Source organism: Acinetobacter sp. Tol 5 (assembly GCF_019702905.1).
Classification (GTDB): domain Bacteria; phylum Pseudomonadota; class Gammaproteobacteria; order Pseudomonadales; family Moraxellaceae; genus Acinetobacter; species Acinetobacter bereziniae.
In genome coordinates this window covers 1,619,249-1,642,914 of the sequence record NZ_AP024708.1, presented here as the reverse complement: position 1 = coordinate 1,642,914, position 23,666 = coordinate 1,619,249, and the positions used below count along the sequence as shown (strand labels likewise).

Here is a 23,666-nt window from a genome sequence, read left to right as displayed (position 1 = left end):
ATTAAGCCTCCGTACCAGTATGGACAATCAATTGAATTTTGGTTGGGTTATAGCCATTACATGGATTGTTTAATTGGGGGCAATTCGAAATCAATATAATCAAATCCATTTCTGCTTTGATTTCAACATATTTTCCTGCTGCCGAAATACCATCAGCAAAGGTCAAATGACCTTCAGAGCTCACAGGGACATTCATAAAGAAATTAATATTTGGACCAATATGTCGAACATTCAATTGGTGTTTTTGTGCAATCGGATGTTTCGCCAATGCATACATAAAGTTATTACGGCAACTGTGCATTGGATAAGTCTCATGTGCATAGCGTACTGTATTACTTTCACATGAACATGCACCGCCCAAGGTATCATGTCGACCGCAGTTATCATCATGAATCACGCCAATCGCACGACCATGATTGCTATATAAAGTGGTACCTTTTTCTAAATATATATGTTGATTGATGGTCAACGTATCCGTCGCACTATAACGTTCAGCTGGGTTTTCTGCAGATATGAACAAAGTATCGACTGCTTGATTGCCTTCCAAATCAACAATGCGAAAATACTGTCCTTTTTTAATTTCGCCCATCCATGCCTCACCTGCAAGGCATACGTCATCAACAAGTACTTGGTCGAACACACGATGCTCGATTGAACTGAATATGGTCATGATCGTTGCCCTCTTTATGCGTTAATGTTATGTGATGAATGGCGTGCAAAATAACGATCATTGTTGTTAAATGCGCGTTGATTTTGTGGACAAGAATCCCGACAGATATCATGTTCTGACAAAGGCAAAGCAGTAAAAAGACTTAAAGCAATAGCTGCTGGAGCATAATCCGCAGAATGATCTAAAGCATGTGGTGCAGCGGATAAAAACACCCAACTATCCATTTCAAATCGGAGCTGAATGATTTGATCCTGATTATCCGAAGCAACATAACTCAATGCACCTGTTTGATCTGGACTGACTTTTGAAAATAAGTTAATCGTGGCACTTAAATCAATTTGTCCCAATGAATACTTGCTCATTTCGATCAGTAAACCATCCAAACCATTTTGATACATCTGATTTCGGGCATCTTGAAAGCTTTTCGTTCCAAAAGTGCGCTGAATTTGTTCAGGTCGACTTGCACCACATAAAACATCATTCCAGCCATGATCATCACGAACAATTGATGCCATGACTCGTCCCAAATCAGAATATAAAACATGACCTTGTGTTAAATATGCAGTATGTTGCCCTTTTAGGCTGTCGGGCATATTGAAGCGTTCGAGTCTGTCATTCGCATTGACACAAAACAAAGACACATTTGCATTTTTAGCTAAAGCTTTAAGTTGAAGTACAGTTCCTTTGGGAATACGACCTGACCAGTGATGTCCACCCGGTAATTTTTCAGACCAAATCTCATTCTGATCATGATAATGTGTCGTGTTCATAGCCCCTCCTGTTCGGATAGTTGATTGACTTCCTCCCGGGCTTTTATCCCTCCGTGTAGTTCTTGCGAACCGCGAACTCTCGGTCCAGACATATTTGTATGGTACAAATATCGGAACCCTAGATCACTTTTTATAGGGCTAAGGAATGCAAAGGCTATGCCAATTCAGTATTACGATTTTCAGCTTTTGTCATACTTATTTTGAGCAATATGGGTGCGTTTTAGGCTTATTTTAAAAATGAAGCGCCATTTATGATCAAAAATCGTTTTATTTAACCTGAGTTCGATAAAAATCCTTGATGAAAGATGATACAGTCAAACCGCCTGATTATTCATACAAGTGATTTGGATGATTCATTTATTTTGTACTTTTTGAATCATTGATGGTCTTGCTATCGTGAGGCGACATGGATGTCGCCATGTTGAGCGGAGGTAAAGGATGTACCCCTCGCTCAACGAAAGATTTTTGTCACTTTTCATCTCTGAAAAGTGAGGCATCGCCGACGCAAAAGAATTTAAACTTTAGAAGTAAAGCGTGGCAGTGCAAGCTTTAGATCATCAAACAATCTATTGATCGCCTTCATTTTATTGATCAAGAGAAATGAAGCTATATTGATGGTTGCGCTTACGGAGCTTCGCTCCTCATGCCAAAACAAGTATGTCGAGCCGCAGGCTGATCCAAAATCGGATGAAAATCCAGAAAAAATCCACATAGATTTATTATTTTTCAATGAGTTGAATATTTAATTGTATCGAATTCACGTTATTTAGATGAATAGATTCGATAGGTAAAGCCATTAAAAAACATTCGGTCATGACTTTACTGAATCAAAAAAGTGAAAGACAAGTTTTAGCGACTTTGCATATCTAGTTTTATTTCACTGCTTCTGCTTTTGTGATAGACACTATTTTTAAGTCTGACCGATGAAGGTTTTTAAATTTTGATAATCTGAATGATTCTGTTCGGTCATAAAAAGTCTCTCATAAATCATCTAAGAAAGGATGTTTCATCATGGCTTATAAATTGTTATTTTTTCTACTTTATAAACTCAGACATTTCTTCATAGTTTTTATAGCAAGTTAAAGCTAGGTTTATAGAGAAATGAGCATATTTATGGTAGAAACCTGATCCATTTTTACAAGCAATCAGGTTTTACTACTCCTAGCTCTGTAATAGTGACAAGCAACGGTAAGTGAAATTAATTAATAATAACTTGCTCTTTTCTTAGAAAATTTATCCAGTTGTTTAAGAAAACCATCAAAATAATCTTTTTCTTTTTCTTCAATCCGATAGCCTGCATATAAAGTTCGGCGTAAACCTTCAGGTGCGACGCAGTCGAGACGTCGAGACACCACCCAGCCTTTTTGCTCATATTCATTTACCACCCAATCTGGCAAAGCAGCAATACCATGACCACTGGCAACCAACTGGATCAACATTTGGGTCAGATCTGTAGTACGAATATGTTTGGGCTGAATATTGGCAGGAATAAACAGTCTAGACATAATATCAAGACGATGCTTATCTACAGGATAGGTTACCAAAGTTTCTTCTGCTAATTCCTGAACCGTAATTTCCTTCATACGTACCAGAGGATGGGTCTGAGATAAAACCAAACGTGATTCATATTCAAAAATTGGGAAATATTCGATGCCTTTCAGTGCGATTGGATCAGCAGTAATTAACAGGTCAAACTCACCTGTTTGCAATAATTCATGTGGATTTGCTTCAAAGCCAGAAGCAAAGTCTAAGTCTACATCAGGATATTGTTGACGATATTGATTTAACAACGGCATTAACCAGTCAAAACAACTGTGACATTCAGAAGAAAAAACAATTCGTCCAGTTTGACCGTGTACGATACGGGTAATATCAGATTGAGTAATTTGTACTTGAGGCAAAATATCATCTGCCAATTTTAATAATCTCTGCCCTACATTGGAAAAACTGACAGGTCGTGAACGACGGTTAACCACTTCTACACCAAACCATTGATCCAGCTCTCGGAGCTGGTGCGACAATGCCGATGGGGTCAAACACAGATCTCCTGCGGCTGCCACTAATGAGCCATGCTCACGAAGAGCAGTCAGTGTTTTTAGATGTCGAAGTTCTAACATTCAGTCATTACCAGATGAGTTTGTGACGCAGATTATTGCCTATAGCATAACTGATTCACTGAAGTTATGTTTAATTATTTTCACCTAATGCTCATTATAATTATTTTTTTTCACTTTAATGCACAATGAAATAATCTGCTCCGATATTCTATTTAGCTTTTAAAGTGCATCAACTTTAAAATAAAGCACTGAGATATAACGGTTAAAATTCTCAATAAAAAGGATTAAATATAAAATCATTCAGTTTAACATGAAAACATTTCATCTAATCGCAATCCCATATCGCATAATAACTTTTACAATACTCAATCCATCACTTTTTATATTGTTCAACATGACGCTGGAACGAAAAAAACTCGAATTACCTCAAGGTCACAATAAATTGTTGCTTCATTCGTGTTGTGCGCCGTGTTCAGGTGAGGTGATGGAAACCTTAATTGAATCAGAAATTGATTTTTCGATCTTTTTTTATAATCCCAATATTCATCCAGTAAAAGAATATCTGATACGAAAAGAAGAAAATATTCGTTTTGCCGAGAAGCACAATATTGAATTTATCGACTGCGATTACGATACCGACAATTGGTTTGCCCGTGCCAAAGGCATGGAAAACGTACCTGAAAAAGGTATTCGCTGTACCATGTGTTTTGATATGCGTTTCGAACGAACAGCCCTATATGCTTATGAACATGGTTTTCGCTTAATCAGTAGTTCCTTGGGTATTTCTCGTTGGAAAGACATGCAACAGATCAATGGCTGTGGAATCCGAGCAGCAACACATTATCCTGAAATTGAATATTGGGATTATAACTGGCGCAAAAATGGTGGTGCGCATCGTATGATTGAAATCAGTAAACGGGAAGAATTTTACCAGCAGGAATACTGTGGCTGTGTGTATTCGTTACGTGATACCAATCGCTGGCGTATGAAAAATGGTCGTGATCGAATCAAATTAGGTGAAAAATTCTATAGCAATGCTATGGATGAAGAGCACTAAATTCAACTACTCTGCTTTATACCAATTTTTCCAAGAGCTGGTTCCTCGTACCTCGATCGGTACAGTTGGAATCAGTTGTTCTTTTAACAGTTGAATTTGATCCACATCATGCGCTAAACGGGATTTAACCGAATGGATGCATTCCCTATCGCCAAACTCACAGCGATCTAAATCGGTACCGCCACATGGACCATTGGCTAATCCTTTGGGGCAAGTTTCTGGGCAAATGTATAAAGTTTCAGCCAAACGACATTGACCACAACTTTCACAGCCCAGCAAATAATGCTTACTTAAATATTCAGTCTGTAAGAGTACTTTGGCGGCAGTTTTTCTATTCCAGAAGCTGGCATTAAAAATAAAAGTACCCACCCCTTTCATAAAGCTAGACTGAAACATAGCACGATGAATCAGGTCTAAAAACTGATATTTCACCTTGTTGTTCAATGCTGACTTTATCCGTTTAGCCGCCACTTTTGGTCGAAGTTGTTCACCCTCTGCCAACTGCCACAATTGATTCCAAAGTATCTCGCATTGAGACAAATTCAGGTCGCGATATTGTTCAATATACTGTTCTAATAGCATTTGCTCATCAGCTTTATGACATGCTGAAAGGTGTACACCGGCATAACCCAAATGTTGGCAAATCAGAATTTGTAAAGCACAGCGCTTATACACATTTTCTGGGCAATGATTGACTTGATCCTGTGTTAAAATCTCTAGCATATGCGGGGTAATCACGATACCGGCAACTTTATGCTTCACCATAAATTGTGCTCGCGCTAAAGTCAGTGGCATGACACAAGCGAGCGTTTTTTGGATATATTTTTCTTGGGCTAAAAAAGTTTGCAGTTGTTTTAAAGCGGACAAATCAAAACCCAATTGAGTAATGATGTAATCTGCACCTGCATTTAATTTCTTATGTAGTTTTAAATACTGTGCTTGTTGTTCAGCTGGCGTATATTTAAAGGGATTAAAAGCTACACCAATATGGAAACCGCCATATTGATGAGCAGCCATAACCGCATTGACCGATTCTAAATAGCGGGTTCTGGCATGTTGCCCCTGACCATCATGGTGTTGTTTAAGCTTATCACCTGTCAGTAACAAGATATCTCGTAATCCGACTGAATCTGCTTGCTTTAAAAATAATTTAAAATCATCAATGTCTCTTCCCTTACCGGCATAATGTAAAACTTTCTCGATATGATCTGGATATGCTTGTGCAGCGATCAAAGGGGCAATATCCTCATCAGAGCGCACACGATCAGATAAGGTCATACAGGCTGGAAAACCAGCCAAACTTTCCCTTACAGGCAGTACCTGATTTTTTGTAGGGAGATACTCTACTAAGCAACAAAATTGATTTTGAGCAAAATACTGGGAAAGCTTAGACATAATTGCAAATGTAAAAGGACAAACAACAAAAAATTAAGTCAGAATTATAGATTGTTTTGCATCAAATTACTGTGCTTAGACACAATTTTATCGGGCATGCAGTTTTTCAAATGGGCTGTTTATAAACTGAAAGCGACCATACTAAAAATTTCCGATCAGACTCTTTATAAAATTTTAGTTTTTTATACGTTCTGCTAAGACTTGTTTAAGTACATTAGTTCCGTTGATTGCAGAGGGAAAACCTGAATAAACTGACATCAAAAGCATAATTTCCTTGATTTCCGTTTCACTTAATCCAATATTCAACCCTGCATGGATATGGAATTTGAGTTGGGGTTGTGCTGTTCCTAATGCAGTTAATGCCGCAATCGTCGCAATTTGTCGGTATTGCTTGCTTAAATTATCTCTTGCGTAAATATCGGCATATCCATACTCAAGGATAAACTTGAGCAATTCGGGAGAGAATTCAGCATATGCTGTTTTTAGCCGATCTACTTGCTGACTATCCAACTGTGATAATTCATCTTCCCCTAATTTTAATCGATCAACATGATTAATTTTACTCGCTGTTTTACCTATTTCATCATGGATACCCTGTTTTTTTCTTTCTGCTAAAACATCTTTGAGTATATTCATTGCATTGATGCTACTTGGAAAACCTGAATATCCAGACATTTGTAAAATGACTTCCTTAAGTTCATTGATGCTAGTTCCTGTATTTAATGCCCCGTTGATGTGAACTTTTAATTGTGGTTGCGCATTACCCATTGCCGTCAACGCAGCAACAACCGCGATTTCTTTAGACTTAAGGTCAAGCCCAGTTCTTGAATAAACATCACCAAATGCGTATTCAATAATGTATGTGCCTAGATCAGGCGAGACATCTTTTAGACTTTGAATGACTTTTTCACCTGCTTCGCCATCAATTTCTTTGAGTTTTTCCCAACCTCTTTCATATCGGCTTAATTGCATTTCGCTTTTAACAGGGCGGCTAAAATCAGGCAGTGTACTCTTCTGCATAATCTTTTCTCCTTTGATTTGATGATTGAATGGGTGCATCGATAGACGACCATCGGTGTTTATATTGATTTCATTTATCGCTTGCACAGATGGAGCCAATGCTATTCCGATAAAATAAACGGTCAAAATGACTGCATGTTTAAAGCACATCTTTTTCTCTTTGCTGTGTTTATAAAGCTGTGTTTATTAATTTGCTATGTAAATCAATAAGAATATTTTTCTGACCAATAAAGTCAGATGGATATAAAGTTAAATAGTCATGCTGAATTCTCAATGCTAATTTTTTATATGGCGACTTTTATAAGCTTGCATCAAGATGTCTTATCAATGGATTAAATTAACACAGAAATATAAATATTATTAAAATATAAGTGTAGAGATTCTTATTATTGTAACATTTTATACCACTCCTCAGGTCTCAAAGTGGAACAAATCAATAGCCTATTAAACACAGCAGCACTTTTTTGGCAAAGCTAAATTGTTTTTAAATTTTCAAGATTTTTCCCTGATCCATATAAAGCACTTGCGCATTTAAATAAGCCAACTCATCGGCGTGATGTGTCACATAAATCATCGGTAATTGAGTCTGGGTTTTTACCCGATCAAGGAAAGGTAAAATTTGCTGTTTTAAGCGTTGATCCAAACCTGTTAAAGGTTCATCTAGCAATAATAAATCTGGAGAAGACAACAGTGCTCGTCCAATTGAAACACGTTGCGCCTCGCCACCAGAAAGTTGATGTGCATGGCGCTTAAGTAAGTTCCTTAGTTCCAATAAATCCACAATCTGCTCAAAAGCAAATTTTTTATCGAGATCAGTGCGTAAATGTTCGGCATATTTTAAATTCTGTTGAACATTCATATGTGGAAATAACCATGCCTTTTGAAAAACCAAAGCAATACGACGCTGATGCATCGGGACACGAATTTTTTTCTGATCATCAAATAATACTTGTTTGTTCAGTAATATTGAGCCTTGGCTCGGTTGTAATAACCCAGTGATATTTTTAAGTAAGGTTGATTTACCACATCCTGAAGGTCCCATGATCCCGAGTAATTGTTGTTGCATGTGCAACTGTACCTGTAGATTCAAGTCAGCATATTGAAACTGAAAATCACATTGCAGCATCTTTGCCTCCTAGTTTTCGCTGATACTTCTGCAAAATATAATAATTTGCAATCAATGCTGAGAAAGCGATTAACAAAGACAGCACCACCAAACGCATGGCAGCCTGCTCACCATCAGGTTGTTGAATCAAGGAATAAATGGCGATTGGGATAGTGCGTGTTTCATCTGGAATATTCCCGACAAAAGTAATGGTTGCACCAAATTCCCCCAAACTACGGCTAAAACATAAAATACTCCCGATTAAAATTCCGGGTAGCGCCAAAACCAAACTAATACTTCTAAACACCTTGAATGGACTGGCACCTAGAGAGCCTGCCACCTGTTCTAATTGCTGATTGATCATTTGAAAAGACAATCGAATCGGCTGTACCATAAGTGGGAAAGCCACCACCATCGATGCTAAAACTGCACCTTTCCAATTAAAAGCCATTTGAATACCGAGTTGATTCAAATATTGACCAATCCAACCCTGTGCACCAAATAAGATTAAAAGTAAATAACCTAAAACAACTGGCGGTAAGACCATTGGCATCTGTAGTAATGCTTCAACAACAAACTTCAACTTAAAGTCATAACGCGCCAGTATCCAAGCCAGCATCACAGCAAAAGGCAGGCAGAATAAAGTTGCACAAATCGCAACTTTTGCCGATAAATACAGCGCACTCCACTCTTCAGGGCTTAACATAGACGATGACCTTAAAGTGTAAATCCATATTGAAGCAGTATTTTTTTAGCTTGCGGATTTTCCTTTAAGTATTGATTAAATTTAACTGCAGATGGATTATTTTGTCCCTGTTGAGTCAAAGCAATCGGATAGACGATGGGTTGATGACTATTGCTTGGAAAAACTCCTGAAATTTTGACTTTTTTACTGATCAACGCATCTGTTTTATAGACGATTCCCACCTGACACTCGCCACGTTCAACAAATGCTAAGGCTGAGCGAACATCGTCAGTGCCAACAATTCGACCATTCAAACTATCGAGCCAATTCAATTTAATTAAGCTTTGTTTGGCATATTTACCTGCGGGTACAGATTCCATTTGTCCTGTACACAAGCGACCCTGAAAGGATTGCGCAAAATTGAACTGTGGTACAGCTTTAAACTGTTGCTTACTTTGAACTGGGCTGATTAAAACCAGCTGATTAAACAGAAAAGGCTTCACTTGGTTGTGTTGAATTTTTTGTTTTTGTACCAAGTAATTCATCCAATCCTGATCGGCAGAAAAGAAAATGTCGCTGGGTGCACCTGCTTCAATCTGCTTTGCCAGAGCTGATGATGCACCAAACACAGGCACGATTTTAATCTCAGGATTTTGCTTTTCATATACTTTGGCAATATCTGTAACAGCATTGGTCAAACTTGCTGCCGCATAAACCTTAACAGTTTCAGCATGTGACAACGTCGAAAATAGCGTGAAAGCAAGCACAAAATTGATCGGTCTACGCATTTTTGGTTCTCTCAGTTTTGGATGAATAACACAGGTAAAATCTGTCCTTTCTGTATGTCTTGCTCTGCGGGAACCCGTACAATACAGTTGGCATGGATGAGATTACTGAGCATATGAGATTGTTGTTTTGCTAAATTTTTTAAACTTAAGTGACCTTGTTCAAAGACAGCACTCATTCTTAAAAATCGTTCACGTGCATCAGATTTAAGTGCGTGACTGATGATGCCATTTTGCCAATGTGGGGGAGATTGATGCCCTTGCAAAGCGCCAAGTAAAGTTGAGACGTAGACTTGCATACCGATATAGACCGCAGCTGGATTTCCCGGTAATGCCAATAAATAACAATGACGTTGATCTTTGCGCTGATATTTAGCAAACAACATCGGTTTGCCAGGTTTTTGTTTGACTTTCCAAAAAATTTGCTCAAAACCTAACTTGAGTGCAACAGGTCTAACAAAATCATAGTCCCCAACAGAGACACCACCAGTACTAATAATCAAATCATATTGATTTTTGAGTTCGTCAAATAAATTGAGGACTTGTTGTTGTTGATCATCAACATGAATCACATCTATGCTTTGATTGTGTGTTTGAAACCATGCTTGAATCAAAGGTCCATTTGCATCAAAAATTTTACCTGAGTTTAAACACTCGACAGTCTCAGCAACTTCGTCCCCTGTTATTACTACAGCAATTTTAGGGTATTTAAAAACCTTTAATTGCTTTACTCCTGCCATACTCAACGCAGCAATCACCCCTGTATTTAGCTTCTGACCAGCAGGCGCAAGTCGCTGACCTTGCGTCACCTCTTCACCCTTCTCACGAATATCTGCATATTGTTTTAATTTTTCATCAATTCTAATCACTTGCGTGCTAAGCACTTCCACAATTTCCTGACGGGCAACTGTAGTAGTTCCTATCGGTATTTGACTTCCTGTGAATATTCGTAGGGCCTGTCCTTGTATCAGTTTCACATCGACTGTTTCCCCTGCACGCACCTCACCCACAACATCAAACTGTGTACCTGCTTCTACCAGTTCTTGACTAGATAATGCATATCCATCAACAGCACTTTGCGAAAACAAAGGTAAGTCAATCTTTGAAAAAATATCATCTGCAAGATATCGATTAAGCGCTTGGCTCAGTGGTAAAACTTCTGTATCTAAACAATGGCTATGTGTCAAAATAAGCGCTAAAGCATGATCAATAGAAATTAAGCCCTTCTCTACACCACAACCCTGACTAACAACGTGTTGATTCATTGATAGCCTCCTGCATGTGGGATGTTTTTTTGCACATCAAAGAGATGAACCAAAGCAGGTAAAATCGCAATCAATGATTCTTGCGCACCTTGTCTACTTCCCGGCAAGGTGATGACCAAGCTTTTTTCAATATAGCCAGCAACCCCACGGCTCAAGGCAGCATAAGGTGTACGGCGCTGACCAAAACTGCGTGAAGCTTCCATCAAACCGGGAATTTCACGCTGAAGTAAGGGTTGAATGGTTTCCACAGTAAGATCTTTTGACCCTAACCCTGTCCCTCCCACTGTTAAAATCAGTGGATATTGATTTTTTTGTTGTTCAATTAAAGCCAATAATTGTTCAGGTGAATCAGGAATCACTTGATAGTCAATTCCCACAAAATTGGCTTGTTCGAGGATCTCCAATACATTTTGCCCAGCAGTATCTGGTTTTTTGCCTGAAGCAACAGTATCAGATAAAACAATAATTGAAGCTGCCAAAGATTCTTTCAATACACGCGTAAAGTGTGATTTCCCACCTTTTTTCTTTTGTAATTTGCATTGATCTAGGCATAAGTCCTCGGGTTCACAATGCGGTTTCAACATATCGTACAAAGTTAAACCTGCCAAACTCACTGCTGTTAATGCTTCCATCTCTACGCCAGTTGGACCTATTGTTTCAACTGTAGCCATGATCACCACATAGGTTTCATTTAACTCGTATTCCACATCTGCACGATAGATTGGCAAAGGATGGCACAGTGGAATTAACTCATCGGTACGTTTGGCTGCCAAAATTCCTGCAATTCGGGCAGTTTTTAATGCATCACCTTTTTCAGTATTGCCATTTCTTAACAGTTCGATGCAATGCGAAGGTGCATGTAATATTCCTGTTGCAACCGCTGTACGATAGCTTTCTGCTTTCATGCCCACATTTTTCATTACATCTTCCTTCTATTGCGATATTTTCCAAGGCAAATCGTGTTGTGCTGAATATGCTTTACATATGCCATTGATAAATAGTCTGTTCACAGGTCTTATTCATTACAGCGTTTTGCTCACGATCTGACTGCAATGATTTATGTGCTGAATGTTGATGTTCACAATGCTGTTGCATGTGAGATTCATTATGTGAAACTTGACTTGATCCTACATAGTCCTTACGGATACAACAGCCTGCAACATACTGGCTACTTCCATCTTGATAAAACTCTTCTTTCCACACAGGAACCTCATGTTTTACTCGCTCTACAGCTTCTTCACACGCAGCAAAAGCTTCACGACGATGTGCTGCATAAGCCACTGCAATAATGGCTTTTTCACCAATCTCCAAAGTCCCTATCCGATGGATCACTCGAACATAAGACACAGCAAACTGCTGTTGGATTTCTTGTTCAATTTGACGAATCATTTTTTCAGAAACAGGCGCATAGGAAGTATATTTTAATGACTTAACCGCTTTACCTTCATGATGATTCCGCACAGTTCCAATAAAAAAACCAATTCCACCACATTCAGGAAAGTTTTGAATCGGGTCAAAACTTTCTAGGCTCAGTGCTGAATCCTGAATACGGTTAAATTGTTTGAGACTATGTTTAAAAGTATTCATATCAACCTCCAGCCACTGGAGACAGTAAAACCACGGTACTGTCTGATTCTAATAAAGTTTGACGTGGAATAATGTCTTCACCAATCGCGCAGGCACAACGATCAAGCAATGATTCTGCCTTGGGATAACGGCATATTAGGTCATCTAAAACGTCTGAGATTGTCATTCCAGATTTAGTTTGCAGACTTAAATCTGAAGGTAATAAACGTTCTATCGCACCAAAACATTCAATTTTAATCTCAATCGTTGACGATGATTGCTTTGAATCATGGTCTATTGCTGTTTTTGAAAGAACGAGAGAATTCAACATATTAGCCTCCAATCATATACATACTAATTTTTCGGGATGGGGAGTGATCTAACTTTGCTTGTTGAGCGATATCATGAAAACCTCTTTTTTTCTGCCAAATATAATCAGTCAGAGTCTGTTGAAGTTGTAAATTAGACTGTAAATTGAAAGTCTTAGGAAAAAAAGTAAAGCGTTGAGGCAATCTAGCGTGTACCGCAAAAGATATGGTTTGCACCGAAGGTGTTTGAGCGAAATATGTTGGATGCATCCGAGCTGATGATTGTTGTAATGCTCTAATTTGTGCCTTGAGGGCAATACCTTGAGGGGCAAATAAACAATTGAAGAAATCGCCTTGAGCTGTCAGACGCACACGATCACAAGTACCACAAAATGAATGAGTGATGGTTGAAATAATCCCAATCGGATAACCATTAATTAAATATTGTCGAGCAGGCTCAGAGGATTGCCCCTGTTGTAAGCTGACTTCAAAATCTTGCTTTAATTGCGCTAAGATATACTGTTCACTCACAACATCTGATTGTGTCCAATGTCCTACACCATCTAAAGGCATAAATTCTATAAAACGCACGACGCAATTATTTTGAATCGACCAATGTGCCAAAGGTAAAATTTGATCTTCATTTTTACCTTTGATGAGTACCGCATTGATCTTTATTTTTAATCCGACCTGTTGTGCAACACGAATTCCTTCAAGTACAGGCAATAATTCTTTTTTGGTCAAATCTTTAAATTGGTTAGGTTGCAAACTGTCTAGACTGATATTTAAATCATCAAGTCCTGCTTGTTTTAACTGCACTGCGTGTTGTTTAAGATAATAAGCATTGGTGGTCATCGAAACTCTTTTTAGACCCAGCTTTTTCAATTTTTGTAATTCATCGATGAAATGTACTACACCTTGACGCATCAACGGTTCTCCACCTGTAATACGAATATGCTCGATTCCACGCTGCACCATAAATTCGCAAAAAACATACAGCTCTTCAAAACTGAGTAAATCATGTTTTTTGATCCACTTAGGATGTTCAGGCATGCAATAAACACACTTAAAATTACAGCGATCAGTTACTGAAATTCGAAGCTTACGCTTAATGCGACCATGTTGGTCGATAAAGGCAGTATTCTGTTTATGTGGTGTCATTGCATTCATACACACATCCCTTGAAGCACTGTTTAAGTTCAAAATGTTCTTGAACTTGAAATTTGCGCTATTTTCTTAAGCTTAAAATTGCAAAAAGTGTTCCAACTTTAATCATTGCGAAGCGAACTTAAAATAAAACCACTGTTGTTGTTTTCACCAAAAACTAACCCAATGATTTCAAACAATAATCTATTTTTTAATACAACAGTTTTAACTGGCGATATTGCTGTAGCTCATCTAAAGAATTTATACTGTGAAAAAATAGTGCATGATTTTCAAAAGCTGCCTTTTGAGCGTGCAAATCACTAAAACACTGTTTTAAACTACGCTGTCCCTGTTCAAGATGAGTGCGTATCATGGCGAATGCACTACGCTTTAACAGACAGAATGGGTATAACGCTTTGCCATTGAACTCAACATAAGCCACCTCTGCCAACGGGACACGTGCTAAAGCCCGATGTAATTTCTCAACCACCTGTACTGGAACAAATGTCACATCGCAGGGCACAAACAACACATAGTCAGATTTCACATAAGACCACGCACTTTTCATTCCCATGAGAGGACCTAAAAAGCCTCTTTCATAATCTTGATAGCAATAAATATTGGGAATAAGTTTTTGATAAATCGAATAATCACGATGACTGTTGACCCAGACTTGTGCAACTTGATGTTTCAGTTGTTGATGGATTTTTAGCAACTGAATTTGATCATCAAACTTTTGCAAAAGCTTATTTATTCCATTCATACGTCTTGCTTGACCACCGGCAAGGATCACCAAATCAGTTTGAGGGTATGTCGACAGCTTTGTTGTTATTGCACTATTTTTTTTCATTCTATTGCCTCCGCTTGACAGGCTTTAATCAGTCCACGTATCTCAGGTAGACAGGAACCACAGTTACCACCTGCTTTTAAGCATGCAGTTACTTGTTTTTCATGTTGGATGTTTTTTTCCTTAATGGTGGCAATAATTCGATTTTTACCCACTTTAAAACAACTACAAACCTGAGGACCATCACTGTTTGCTATCGACATGGCTTGTCCTGCCAAAAGTGCTTTTCGGTGCATTGCGCTGAGTCGTTCACGCTTAAATAAACTGGCAACCCAGTCCCGATCAGGTAATAAAGCTTTTGGTGCGATATATAAACTCGCAATCAGGCGACCATCTTTTAACACCACACTATGACTGATATGTGCGGTTTGATCTTCTAAATTCAGCCATTCAAAGCTTTCATCTTGAAAAGGTAAAAGCTGCTTTAAATGCTGGGTAATTTGTTCAAAACGACGCCGATCTGCCAATTCATAACGTATCGCCTGAATGGTTTTAATTTTGGTCCACCAAACTGTACTTTCGATACTGTTTTGAACCAGATGTTCATAACCCACTCGTACATAAAACACGCCTTGCCATTGTGTATAGAATGGTTGAATCATCACTGGAGTATGCTTGAATTCAGGCTCTCCTGAGATCGCATCAACAACTGGATTGACCACTTTTCCAATCCGTGCATCTGATGCAAACTGATCATTCCAGTGGATTGGTGCAAAAATTTGTCCACGGCGAATTTTGTCACTCAGTATTGCTCTTAAAACACACAAGCCCCATGCGGATTTGATCTCAACCAGTTCACCGTCCTTCACCCCATACTTCAATGCATCATTAGGATGGATTTCACAAAAAGGTTCTGCCTTATGGCTAGACAAATTTGCAGAAAGACCTGTGCGAGTCATGGTATGCCACTGATCACGAATCCGCCCTGTATTGAGAATTAAAGGATATTCATGTGTTGTTGAATGCACTGGATCAATCGCTGTTGTAGCAATAAATTTGGCATGTGCATTGGTATGGCTGAATTGCCCAGAAGAAAATAATTGAGCAACATCCTGCTGATGTTCTGAATCCCAAATAGGCCACTGTACTGGTGCAAGCGTTTGATATTGCTGAAATGAAAGTCCAGTTAAACCTGCCAAATTAAAATATCGAAATGTGCCGGTCTCTGAACGAGATGACAGTCTTTGGTTTTGATATGCAGATAACTGTGCATGTTCTTTAAAAATTTCATGGCTATTTTCAAAATCAAATCCTGAGAAACCCAATTTTTTTGCCACTTGCGACACAGACCACCAATCTGCTTTTGCTTGTTCAGGTGCTGCTAAAAAAGCCCGTTGCCTTGAAATACGCCGTTCTGAATTGGTCACTGTTCCATCTTTTTCTCCCCACCCCAAAGCAGGTAAAAGCACATCTGCAAATGCTGTAGTGTCTGTGTCTTTACATATATCGGATACCACCACAAACTCACATTGAGTTAAAGCACGTTTAACCTGATCTGCATTGGGTAAACTCACCACAGGATTAGTTGCCATAATCCAAATGGCTTTAATTTTCCCTTGTTCAACTGCCTCAAATAAATCTACTGCTTTTAAACCCACCTGTTGAGCAATCGTTGGACTATTCCAAAATGTTTGTACCAATTGTTGATGAAGAGGATTCTCCAAATCCAAATGTGCTGCCAACATATTGGCAAGTCCCCCCACCTCACGTCCACCCATGGCATTTGGTTGCCCCGTCATCGAAAATGGCGCTGCACCTAACTTTCCAATTTTTCCAGTCAACAGATGACAATTGATGATGCTATTGGCTTTGTCCACACCTCGAGAGGATTGATTAACGCCCATTGAAAAAAGCGTCATCACTTTTTCTGTGTGTGCAAATTTTTCAAAAAATAACTGTAATTTTTCCTGTGAAATTGCTGTTTTTCTCGCAACATTTTCTAAGCTTGATTCCGTTTCAGCGCTTTGTAATGCTTCGTTCAACCCTTGTGTATGGGCATTTACAAATTCGGTATCGGTATAGTTATGTTGATATAAATATTGGAGTAACCCATTAAACAGTGCGACATCTTGTCCAATTTGAATTGGTAGATGTAAGTCAGCTGCTTCGCATGTTGCGGTAAACCGTGGATCAATGACCACCACAAATAAATCATCTTGTTGCTGTTGTCTACGCTCTTTAGCTTGCATGATTCGTTGATACAACACAGGATGACACCATGCCGTATTTGACCCAACCAACACCACCATGTTTGTATGTTCAAAATCCTCATAACTGGCAGGTACTAAGTCTTCACCAAAAGCACGTTTATGTGCCGCAACGGCCGAAGACATGCATAACCTTGAGTTGGTGTCGATGTTGGCTGTTCCCAAATAACCTTTAACAAATTTATTGACCACATAATAGTCTTCAGTCAATAACTGCCCAGAGACATAAAATGCAATACTTTCGGGCCCATATTGCTGGATATAGTGTTGAAATTTATCTGCAATCAAATCAGTTGCAGTATCCCAGTCACTCTCTTGACGTCCTGTTTTACCTCCAAGCATGGGGTGTAAAACACGTGTTTCCAAACCAACAGTATCAGCAAGGTTACTTCCTTTGATACAAAGTTTTCCATAATTGGATGGATGATCGATATCTCCTGCAACAGACAGCTTTTGCCCAAATGCAGTCTCTTCAACTGTCGCACTCACACCGCAACCTACACCGCAATAAGGACATGTGGTGTGGGTGATTTTGATGTTAGTTTCTGTAGAGCTATGCAGTTCCACGACAGGGATACTATTCATTTCTGCGGTGCTCCTTATCTTGTGCATGGAGTTAACAATTTTTAGAGGTTTTCATTCCCACGCTATAACTAGACTGGATCAATAACATTCGTTCATAACGAAGTATTCAAAATCAGAGAAGTTAAATGCTGTAATTGCCTTAAACAACACTTGAGCTGCGCCATATACAGCGTGGGTGGGATAAAATCATGAATAAAATTAGCCTGCTTTTTTCAATGCAAAATCTCGACCAAATAGTAGCTTATTGCGAATTGCAGAAATCGGAGTTTGATCAGCAATCAACTCTGCATACCATGCACCGTCCTCTGTATCTCCAAATAACACCGCACCCACAACATGGTCTTTTTGAATAATAATGCGTTTATAGATTTGTCGTTTTTCATCATTCAACACAATATCTTCAAAGCCTTCATTCTCTTGGCTATTTTCGATATCAATACGTCCAGCGGAGAAAACATCACAACCACTGACTTTAAGTTGAGTTGGAACAGTGGGTGCTTTAAAAGTCAAACTGCCATGCTCTGCCAAATGTGATGCACAGATAAAGGCTTGCCCCCATAGTGGTTCAACCAAACCAAAGGTTTGCTGGCGATGTTCAATACACTCACCCACAGCATAGATACTCGGGTCATAGGTTTGCATGGTGTCATTGACCAACACACCGCGATTGCAACGTAATCCTGCACTTTGTGCTAAAGCCATATTTGGACGAATACCAACGGCAAAAATAACCAAATCGGCAGCCAATATCGTGCCATCCTTTAAGCGCACTTGACTGACATGACCATCTTCACCCAACAGCTCTTCTGTATTGGCATGCGTGATAATTGAAATACCTTTTTGCTCGATTGCTGTTTGCAACATTTGACTGGCTTTGGCATCCAATTGACGGTCCATAATACGATCCATCAAGTGTAAAACTGTGACATTCATGCCACGTTGTTTTAATCCATAAGCAGCTTCCAAGCCCAATAAGCCACCACCAATCACCACCGCATTGCGTTTGGACTGACAATATTCAAGCATCTTGTTGACATCATAAATGTCACGAAAACTCAATACTCCTTTGAGATCAGAACCTCGAACAGGTGGGATAAATGGTTTAGAACCTGTGGCCAAAATCAAACGATCATAATCCACCATTAAACCTTTTTGGGTGTAGATCTGCTTACGAGGGCGATCTATACGCACGGCTGGATCACCTGCGATGAAACGAATATTTTTATCGGCATACCATGCATGTGGGTGTAACATGATGTCTTCTATCGTTTTATCTCCCGATAAAACAGGTGACAGCATAATTCGGTTATAGTTCCCCCATGGTTCTTCACCAATCACCGTGACCTCGTAGCGCTCAGGTGCCATATCCAACAGATCTTCTAAGCAACGCATCCCTGCTAAACCGTTGCCAATCAAAACCAGCTTCATTTTTTCCTGAGTCATGCCATTGTTAGTGATATAGGTTTTTTGTGGCGTTGGGCTAATCCAGACTCGACCATCTTCAATCTTGCTTGGGAAGACCAACAACTTTTGGTCTTTGTCTTCTAAACAACGTCCTGTGGCGAGACTAAAATGTTGCTTGTAGATGGGTGAAGCTACGACACGCTCACCTTGAAGATCACCAATAATTCCACGTGACATTACAAATGCTTGGCTAAATGGATCTTGGTTACTGAGCGCATATACTCGCTTTTCATTCCCTACACGAAAAATTGCCACTTGTTGCTCATTTAACAAAGCACCGACACCAGTATTCGGTGTGATATCGTCCAAAGCACAAATATCCAACCAATCTAATTCATTCATTTCTTTTAAAATTGTCATGAGACTCTCCCTTTTCTTTAAGCTTCAACTACAGGAATACGACTAAGATCACGTTCCGCTTGTGTTTTAGGGCGAATTTGTCCACGAACCTCTGCAAATTGGATATGTGGGTCTTGTTGTTGTTGCGACTTGGCATTGATAAATGTCACAAAACGCTTACGAACTTCAGGATCTTCAATTGCAGTGCGCCATTCATCTTGATAAGTTCCAACCACATGGCTCATACGGCGCTCTAATTCTGTCGCAATGCCTAAAGAATCATGTATCACCACATCTTTTAGATAATCCAAACCACCTTCCATATTGTCACGCCACACTGAAGTACGTTGTAAACGATCGGCTGTTTGGATATAGAACATAAAAAATCGGTCAATGTATTGAATTAAAGTTTGCGTATCTAAATCTGAAGCCAGTAATTCGGCATGGCGTGGTTTCATTCCACCATTTCCACAGACATAGAGATTCCAACCCTTTTCAGTTGCAATCACTCCCACATCTTTACTTTGTGCTTCTGCACATTCACGAGTACAGCCTGAAACCGCCATTTTTAATTTATGTGGTGAACGTAAGCCTTTGTAGCGGTTCTCAAGAAAAATTGCTAAACCTACAGAATCATCGACACCATAGCGGCACCATGTACTGCCTACACATGACTTTACTGTTCGTAATGACTTTCCATAGGCATGTCCAGACTCAAAACCTGCATCAATTAGTTTTTGCCAAATTTCAGGTAATTGATGCACTTGCGCACCAAACATATCAACACGTTGTCCACCTGTAAGTTTGGTATATAAACCATATTCTTTAGCAATTTGACCTATGGCAATTAAACCATCTGGTGTTACTTCACCACCTGCCATACGTGGTACGACAGAATAAGAGCCGTCTTTTTGGATATTGCCCAGATAATAGTCATTGCTGTCTTGCAGTCCAGCATGATTTGCTTTCAATACAAAATCATTCCAGCATGAGGCTAAAATATTGGCGACTGTTGGTTTACAAATATCACAGCCCAAACCATGTCCATGCTGTTGAATCAAATCATCAAAGCTTTTAATTTTATTGACCCGAACCAAGTGATACAGCTCTTGACGAGAGTAAGCAAAATGCTCACAAAGATGGTTATTGACTGTGACGCCTTGACGCTGTAACTCTGATTTTAAAACTTGTGTAACTAAAGGTGCGCAGCCACCACATGCCGTTGCAGCTTTGGTGCATTTTTTCAACGCACCTAATGAAGTCGAACCATCAGCGATTGCTTGACATATATCTGCCTTAGATACGTTATTACACGAACAAATAGTGGCACTATCAGGCAATAGATCGACTCCACTCCCGCCTGCTTTAGCAGCAGACTGAGCATATCCCGGCATGATTAAGCTTTCTGGATTTTCTGGAACAGCCAAGCCATTCAGCATCATTTGCAATAAATCATTATATTCTTTGGCGCAGCCCACCAGTACTGCACCTAATAATTGTGTTTTCTCAGCATTGACGACGATTTTTTTATAAACCATCGCATCTTCATCTGCGTAGAAGTAGCTTAAAGCATTCGGTGTCATAGCATGCGCATCGCCCACGGATGCAACATCTACTCCCATCAGTTTTAACTTGGTGCTCATGTCTGCACCAGCAAAGGCACCACAACTTTGTTGCATCACGTGTTTGGCTGCAATACGTGCCATATCATAACCAGGCGCAACCAAACCATAAATTTTATTATTCCATAATGCACATTCACCAATCGCATAAATGTCTGGATCGGAACTTTGGCAATAGTCATTAATCACAATACCGCCACGTTCCCCCAACACTAAACCACTTTGACGGGCTAATTCGTCACGTGGGCGAATTCCTGCTGAGAATAAAATAATGTCTGTTTCTAGTTCAGAGCCATCACCAAATTTCATCAAGTGCGTGCTGTTTTGACCTGCTTCAATCGCAGAAGTGGCTTTTTGGGTATGTACTTTTACACCCAGATTTTCGATTTTTGCCCGTAAAACCTTACCGCCTAAATCATCAATTTGAACAGCCATAAGACGAGGTGCAAACTCAACCACATGCGTTTCAAGGTCTAAATCTCTTAAAGCTTTTGCTGCTTCAAGACCAAGCAAACCACCACCAATAACAACACCTGATTTGGCATTTAAACTCGCTGCTCGAATTGCATCCAAGTCGTCAATGGTTCGATAGACAAAACAGTTTTCACGCTCATTTCCCGGAATAGGTGGGACAAATGCATAAGAGCCTGTGGCAAGTACCAATTTATCATAGGCAATGACATCTCCCTGATTGGTGGTGATACGTTTATTGACTGTATCAATTGCGATGGCCTTGGTACTTAAACGAAGATCTATGCCATAAGCATCAGCAAAGTCTGTGCGACAAAGCGTTAAATCTTTTGCTGATTTTCCAGTGAAATATTCTGTTAAATGTACCCGATCATAAGCGAGGCGTGGTTCTTCTGCCAAAATCGTAATTTCAATTTCATCACCCGCATGCTCTAACACAGATTCAATAAATTTGTGTCCAACCATTCCATGACCAATCATGACAAGTTTCATCTTCATTCTCCTCAATTCACTTTTGCTTTTGTTATTTGTGACTCAATTAAGCCGCACTGTTGTGTTTTATACTTGTGGTCGCATTTTGTTCCATGCTATTGCGTTCAAGTACAGCGGCTTCAAATAACTTTTGCTCTTTCTCTTTATGTTCAACTGAGAAGCGGATCATCAACACACAACTTGCAGCGATCACCACTAAACCGCCCAATACCATCAATGTGGTTTGAATATCCAACATGCCTTTTAATAAAAAACCCGCTGCGACTGCGCCCACATTTCCACCAGCACCAATGATTCCAGCAACACCACCCAATGCATCACGATCGATAAATGGCACCAGTGCATAGGTTGCACCACAAGCCATATGGGTAAATAAAGCAAATACTGTCATTGCAAGGATCGCTAAAATCGCTGTATTCATTTGTGAAAACACGATGAGAAAAACACCTTCCATCAAGATCATGGCGAACAGCACTTTCGTACGCCCGTCTAAACCTTTCTTGGTCGCAACTTTGTCTGAAACAATGCCACCGAAGGCACGTGCAAAGAGTGCCAATAAACCAAAGATACCTGCCGCCATTCCTGCTTCTTTTAAACCAAATTTAAAATGGTCTACGTAATACATTGCGACAATGTTATGGATGAAAATTTCTATCCCAAAGCATGCTGCATAAGCACCAAATAAGATCCACACTCGATAGTTTTTTGCAGCATGTATTAAAATCGCCATACCGCCTTTCTTGTCACTGCCTACCTGTAGTCCTTGTGCACGGAGTTCTTTAAAATTCCCTTGTGGTGCATCTTGCGTGAACTTCCAGTACATCGCTCCAACAATCAGCATCAGCACACCCGGTACAACCAGTGCAACTCTCCACCCCATCGCTTGCTCTACACCAAACATAACTAATGCAGCGAGCATCAACGGCATCAATGCTTGAGTTGCACCACCACCTGCATTTCCCCAACCTGCGGTTGTTGCATTTGCTGTACCTACGACATTTGGGGCAAACATGATACTGGTGTGGTATTGCGTGATGACAAAGCTGGCACCAATTGCACCAATCAATAATCGAAAAAATAAAAAGGACTCATAACTATTTGCAGAAGCCACGCCAAATACTGGAATACTGCCGATAATCAACAATGCCGTATACGTTTTACGTGGACCGTATTTATCACATAAGGGTCCAACGATCAGACGGACTAAAATAGTGATGGCAACAGCAGCAATATTGATATTGGCGATTTGATCTTTGGTTAAATGAAATTCACCCGCAATCACAGGCATTAAAGGTGCACAGGCAAACCATGCAAAAAAACAGACAAAAAAAGCGAGCCAACTCATATGGAAGGCTCGCATTGCTGCGCTGCTGAAACTAAACAGATTAATTTTTGTTGCTTTTTTAGCATCTAAATTTGAAGACATAGCTTCGATCTCCTGAACTGAACGCATACAAGTTGCTGCTATGCACAAGGCATATCAGTAACGATCAGAACGGACGTCGTTGGCCGTCTTACAAATTTTGAAAGTCTTCTTTGACTTGCTCAGATATAAGCATAGTTCGTGCCAATATTTTTAAACCACTGTTTTTAAATTTAATTTAATTCCTTTAGGTTTTATTAAATAAAAATAATCATGACTTCAGAATTAAAATATAAAGACTTAAACACTAATCTCCCCTTTGTATTCATTGCACATGCATGTTTAGAATGCGATTTGCTTCAATAGAGTGCATTTTATTTTTCCCTTTTTCCAATTCATCATCCACAAACCAATCCATCATCCATAAACAAGTCAGAGTGCTGTAAA

Annotated in this window: 19 protein-coding genes and 1 riboswitch; of the genes, 1 reads left to right on the top strand and 18 read right to left on the bottom strand. The window is 39.5% G+C overall.

Going from position 1 to position 23,666, the window contains the following annotated elements; genetic code table 11:
• Window position 1: 1 nt before the first annotated feature.
• The 3 genes from TOL5_RS07540 to TOL5_RS07530 all read right to left on the bottom strand — a co-directional run bounded on the left by TOL5_RS07540 (window position 2) and on the right by TOL5_RS07530 (window position 3,557).
• Window positions 2–670, bottom strand: coding sequence for an urea amidolyase associated protein UAAP2 (locus tag TOL5_RS07540; protein WP_004828962.1), 669 nt, complete (start codon window positions 668–670; stop codon window positions 2–4).
• Between the two features lie 14 nt (window positions 671–684).
• Complete coding sequence (locus TOL5_RS07535) at window positions 685–1,440, bottom strand: urea amidolyase associated protein UAAP1 (protein ID WP_121775600.1); 756 nt, start codon at window positions 1,438–1,440, stop codon at window positions 685–687.
• A 30-nt stretch (window positions 1,441–1,470) separates the two neighbouring features.
• Window positions 1,471–1,573: riboswitch (guanidine-I (ykkC/yxkD leader) on the bottom strand.
• 1,069 nt (window positions 1,574–2,642) lie between these two features.
• Window positions 2,643–3,557, bottom strand: a complete 915-nt coding sequence (locus tag TOL5_RS07530; protein ID WP_004828965.1) for a LysR family transcriptional regulator — start codon at window positions 3,555–3,557, stop codon at window positions 2,643–2,645.
• Window positions 3,558–3,891: 334 nt separating this feature from the next.
• Here TOL5_RS07530 and TOL5_RS07525 point away from each other — a divergent pair, with 334 nt between their 5' ends.
• Window positions 3,892–4,554 (top strand): epoxyqueuosine reductase QueH, encoded by a 663-nt coding sequence (locus TOL5_RS07525; RefSeq protein ID WP_121775599.1) that lies wholly within the window; start codon window positions 3,892–3,894, stop codon window positions 4,552–4,554.
• 6 nt (window positions 4,555–4,560) lie between these two features.
• Here the strand turns inward: TOL5_RS07525 and TOL5_RS07520 are convergent, their stop codons facing one another.
• From TOL5_RS07520 to TOL5_RS07450, 15 genes are all read right to left on the bottom strand, one after another.
• Window positions 4,561–5,949, bottom strand: a complete 1,389-nt coding sequence (locus TOL5_RS07520) for a methylenetetrahydrofolate reductase C-terminal domain-containing protein (protein WP_121775598.1) — start codon at window positions 5,947–5,949, stop codon at window positions 4,561–4,563.
• Window positions 5,950–6,123: 174 nt separating this feature from the next.
• Entirely contained in the window at window positions 6,124–7,119 is a 996-nt protein-coding gene (locus TOL5_RS07515; protein ID WP_121775597.1) for a carboxymuconolactone decarboxylase family protein, read from the bottom strand.
• A gap of 334 nt (window positions 7,120–7,453) precedes the next feature.
• The gene (locus tag TOL5_RS07510; RefSeq protein ID WP_004828971.1) at window positions 7,454–8,095 is read right to left on the bottom strand and encodes an ATP-binding cassette domain-containing protein; all 642 of its coding nucleotides are present in this window, start codon (window positions 8,093–8,095) and stop codon (window positions 7,454–7,456) included.
• Complete coding sequence (gene modB / locus TOL5_RS07505; protein WP_100885569.1) at window positions 8,082–8,780, bottom strand: molybdate ABC transporter permease subunit; 699 nt, start codon at window positions 8,778–8,780, stop codon at window positions 8,082–8,084. The genes TOL5_RS07510 and modB overlap by 14 nt, the downstream gene beginning before the upstream one ends.
• An 11-nt stretch (window positions 8,781–8,791) precedes the next feature.
• On the bottom strand, window positions 8,792–9,547 hold the full coding sequence (gene modA, locus TOL5_RS07500; protein ID WP_121775596.1) for a molybdate ABC transporter substrate-binding protein: 756 nt from the start codon (window positions 9,545–9,547) through the stop codon (window positions 8,792–8,794).
• An 11-nt stretch (window positions 9,548–9,558) separates the two neighbouring features.
• Window positions 9,559–10,809, bottom strand: coding sequence for a molybdopterin molybdotransferase MoeA (locus tag TOL5_RS07495; protein ID WP_121775595.1), 1,251 nt, complete (start codon window positions 10,807–10,809; stop codon window positions 9,559–9,561).
• Complete coding sequence (moaCB, locus tag TOL5_RS07490; RefSeq protein WP_046761495.1) at window positions 10,806–11,729, bottom strand: bifunctional molybdenum cofactor biosynthesis protein MoaC/MoaB; 924 nt, start codon at window positions 11,727–11,729, stop codon at window positions 10,806–10,808. Before moaCB ends, TOL5_RS07495 begins: the two co-directional genes overlap by 4 nt.
• A 58-nt stretch (window positions 11,730–11,787) precedes the next feature.
• Complete coding sequence (locus TOL5_RS07485; RefSeq protein ID WP_121775594.1) at window positions 11,788–12,396, bottom strand: molybdenum cofactor biosynthesis protein MoaE; 609 nt, start codon at window positions 12,394–12,396, stop codon at window positions 11,788–11,790.
• Window position 12,397: 1 nt separating this feature from the next.
• Window positions 12,398–12,706 carry a MoaD/ThiS family protein gene (locus TOL5_RS07480; RefSeq protein ID WP_009587086.1) on the bottom strand — a complete coding sequence of 103 codons (309 nt, stop codon included), beginning with the start codon at window positions 12,704–12,706 and terminating at the stop codon, window positions 12,398–12,400.
• 1 nt (window position 12,707) lies between these two features.
• Complete coding sequence (gene moaA, locus TOL5_RS07475; RefSeq protein WP_121775593.1) at window positions 12,708–13,853, bottom strand: GTP 3',8-cyclase MoaA; 1,146 nt, start codon at window positions 13,851–13,853, stop codon at window positions 12,708–12,710.
• 187 nt (window positions 13,854–14,040) lie between these two features.
• Window positions 14,041–14,679, bottom strand: coding sequence for a molybdenum cofactor guanylyltransferase (mobA, locus tag TOL5_RS07470; RefSeq protein ID WP_221260689.1), 639 nt, complete (start codon window positions 14,677–14,679; stop codon window positions 14,041–14,043).
• A complete protein-coding gene (locus tag TOL5_RS07465; RefSeq protein WP_121775592.1) occupies window positions 14,676–17,468 on the bottom strand; it encodes a nitrate reductase in 2,793 nt (930 codons plus the stop codon). The genes mobA and TOL5_RS07465 overlap by 4 nt, the downstream gene beginning before the upstream one ends.
• A 198-nt stretch (window positions 17,469–17,666) precedes the next feature.
• The gene (gene nirD / locus TOL5_RS07460; RefSeq protein WP_121775591.1) at window positions 17,667–19,292 is read right to left on the bottom strand and encodes a nitrite reductase small subunit NirD; all 1,626 of its coding nucleotides are present in this window, start codon (window positions 19,290–19,292) and stop codon (window positions 17,667–17,669) included.
• A gap of 17 nt (window positions 19,293–19,309) precedes the next feature.
• Complete coding sequence (nirB, locus tag TOL5_RS07455; RefSeq protein WP_121775590.1) at window positions 19,310–21,856, bottom strand: nitrite reductase large subunit NirB; 2,547 nt, start codon at window positions 21,854–21,856, stop codon at window positions 19,310–19,312.
• 46 nt (window positions 21,857–21,902) lie between these two features.
• On the bottom strand, window positions 21,903–23,282 hold the full coding sequence (locus TOL5_RS07450; RefSeq protein WP_042085968.1) for an MFS transporter: 1,380 nt from the start codon (window positions 23,280–23,282) through the stop codon (window positions 21,903–21,905).
• Window positions 23,283–23,666 lie beyond the last annotated feature (384 nt).

Bases quoted from the DNA above. Each gene is read 5' to 3' on its own strand.
- modB (WP_100885569.1), bottom strand. From the start codon at position 8,780: ATGTTAAGCCCTGAAGAGTGGAGTGCGCTGTATTTATCGGCAAAAGTT.
- moaA (WP_121775593.1), bottom strand. From the start codon at position 13,853: ATGAATGCAATGACACCACATAAACAGAATACTGCCTTTATCGACCAA.
- TOL5_RS07535 (WP_121775600.1), bottom strand. From the start codon at position 1,440: ATGAACACGACACATTATCATGATCAGAATGAGATTTGGTCTGAAAAA.
- nirD (WP_121775591.1), bottom strand. From the start codon at position 19,292: ATGACAATTTTAAAAGAAATGAATGAATTAGATTGGTTGGATATTTGT.
- TOL5_RS07480 (WP_009587086.1), bottom strand. From the start codon at position 12,706: ATGTTGAATTCTCTCGTTCTTTCAAAAACAGCAATAGACCATGATTCA.
- TOL5_RS07525 (WP_121775599.1), top strand. From the start codon at position 3,892: ATGACGCTGGAACGAAAAAAACTCGAATTACCTCAAGGTCACAATAAA.
- TOL5_RS07510 (WP_004828971.1), bottom strand. From the start codon at position 8,095: ATGCTGCAATGTGATTTTCAGTTTCAATATGCTGACTTGAATCTACAG.
- TOL5_RS07520 (WP_121775598.1), bottom strand. From the start codon at position 5,949: ATGTCTAAGCTTTCCCAGTATTTTGCTCAAAATCAATTTTGTTGCTTA.
- TOL5_RS07540 (WP_004828962.1), bottom strand. From the start codon at position 670: ATGACCATATTCAGTTCAATCGAGCATCGTGTGTTCGACCAAGTACTT.
- moaCB (WP_046761495.1), bottom strand. From the start codon at position 11,729: ATGAAAAATGTGGGCATGAAAGCAGAAAGCTATCGTACAGCGGTTGCA.
- TOL5_RS07465 (WP_121775592.1), bottom strand. From the start codon at position 17,468: ATGAATAGTATCCCTGTCGTGGAACTGCATAGCTCTACAGAAACTAAC.
- TOL5_RS07530 (WP_004828965.1), bottom strand. From the start codon at position 3,557: ATGTTAGAACTTCGACATCTAAAAACACTGACTGCTCTTCGTGAGCAT.
- TOL5_RS07515 (WP_121775597.1), bottom strand. From the start codon at position 7,119: ATGTGCTTTAAACATGCAGTCATTTTGACCGTTTATTTTATCGGAATA.
- mobA (WP_221260689.1), bottom strand. From the start codon at position 14,679: ATGAAAAAAAATAGTGCAATAACAACAAAGCTGTCGACATACCCTCAA.
- nirB (WP_121775590.1), bottom strand. From the start codon at position 21,856: ATGAAACTTGTCATGATTGGTCATGGAATGGTTGGACACAAATTTATT.
- modA (WP_121775596.1), bottom strand. From the start codon at position 9,547: ATGCGTAGACCGATCAATTTTGTGCTTGCTTTCACGCTATTTTCGACG.
- TOL5_RS07450 (WP_042085968.1), bottom strand. From the start codon at position 23,282: ATGTCTTCAAATTTAGATGCTAAAAAAGCAACAAAAATTAATCTGTTT.
- TOL5_RS07485 (WP_121775594.1), bottom strand. From the start codon at position 12,396: ATGAATACTTTTAAACATAGTCTCAAACAATTTAACCGTATTCAGGAT.
- TOL5_RS07495 (WP_121775595.1), bottom strand. From the start codon at position 10,809: ATGAATCAACACGTTGTTAGTCAGGGTTGTGGTGTAGAGAAGGGCTTA.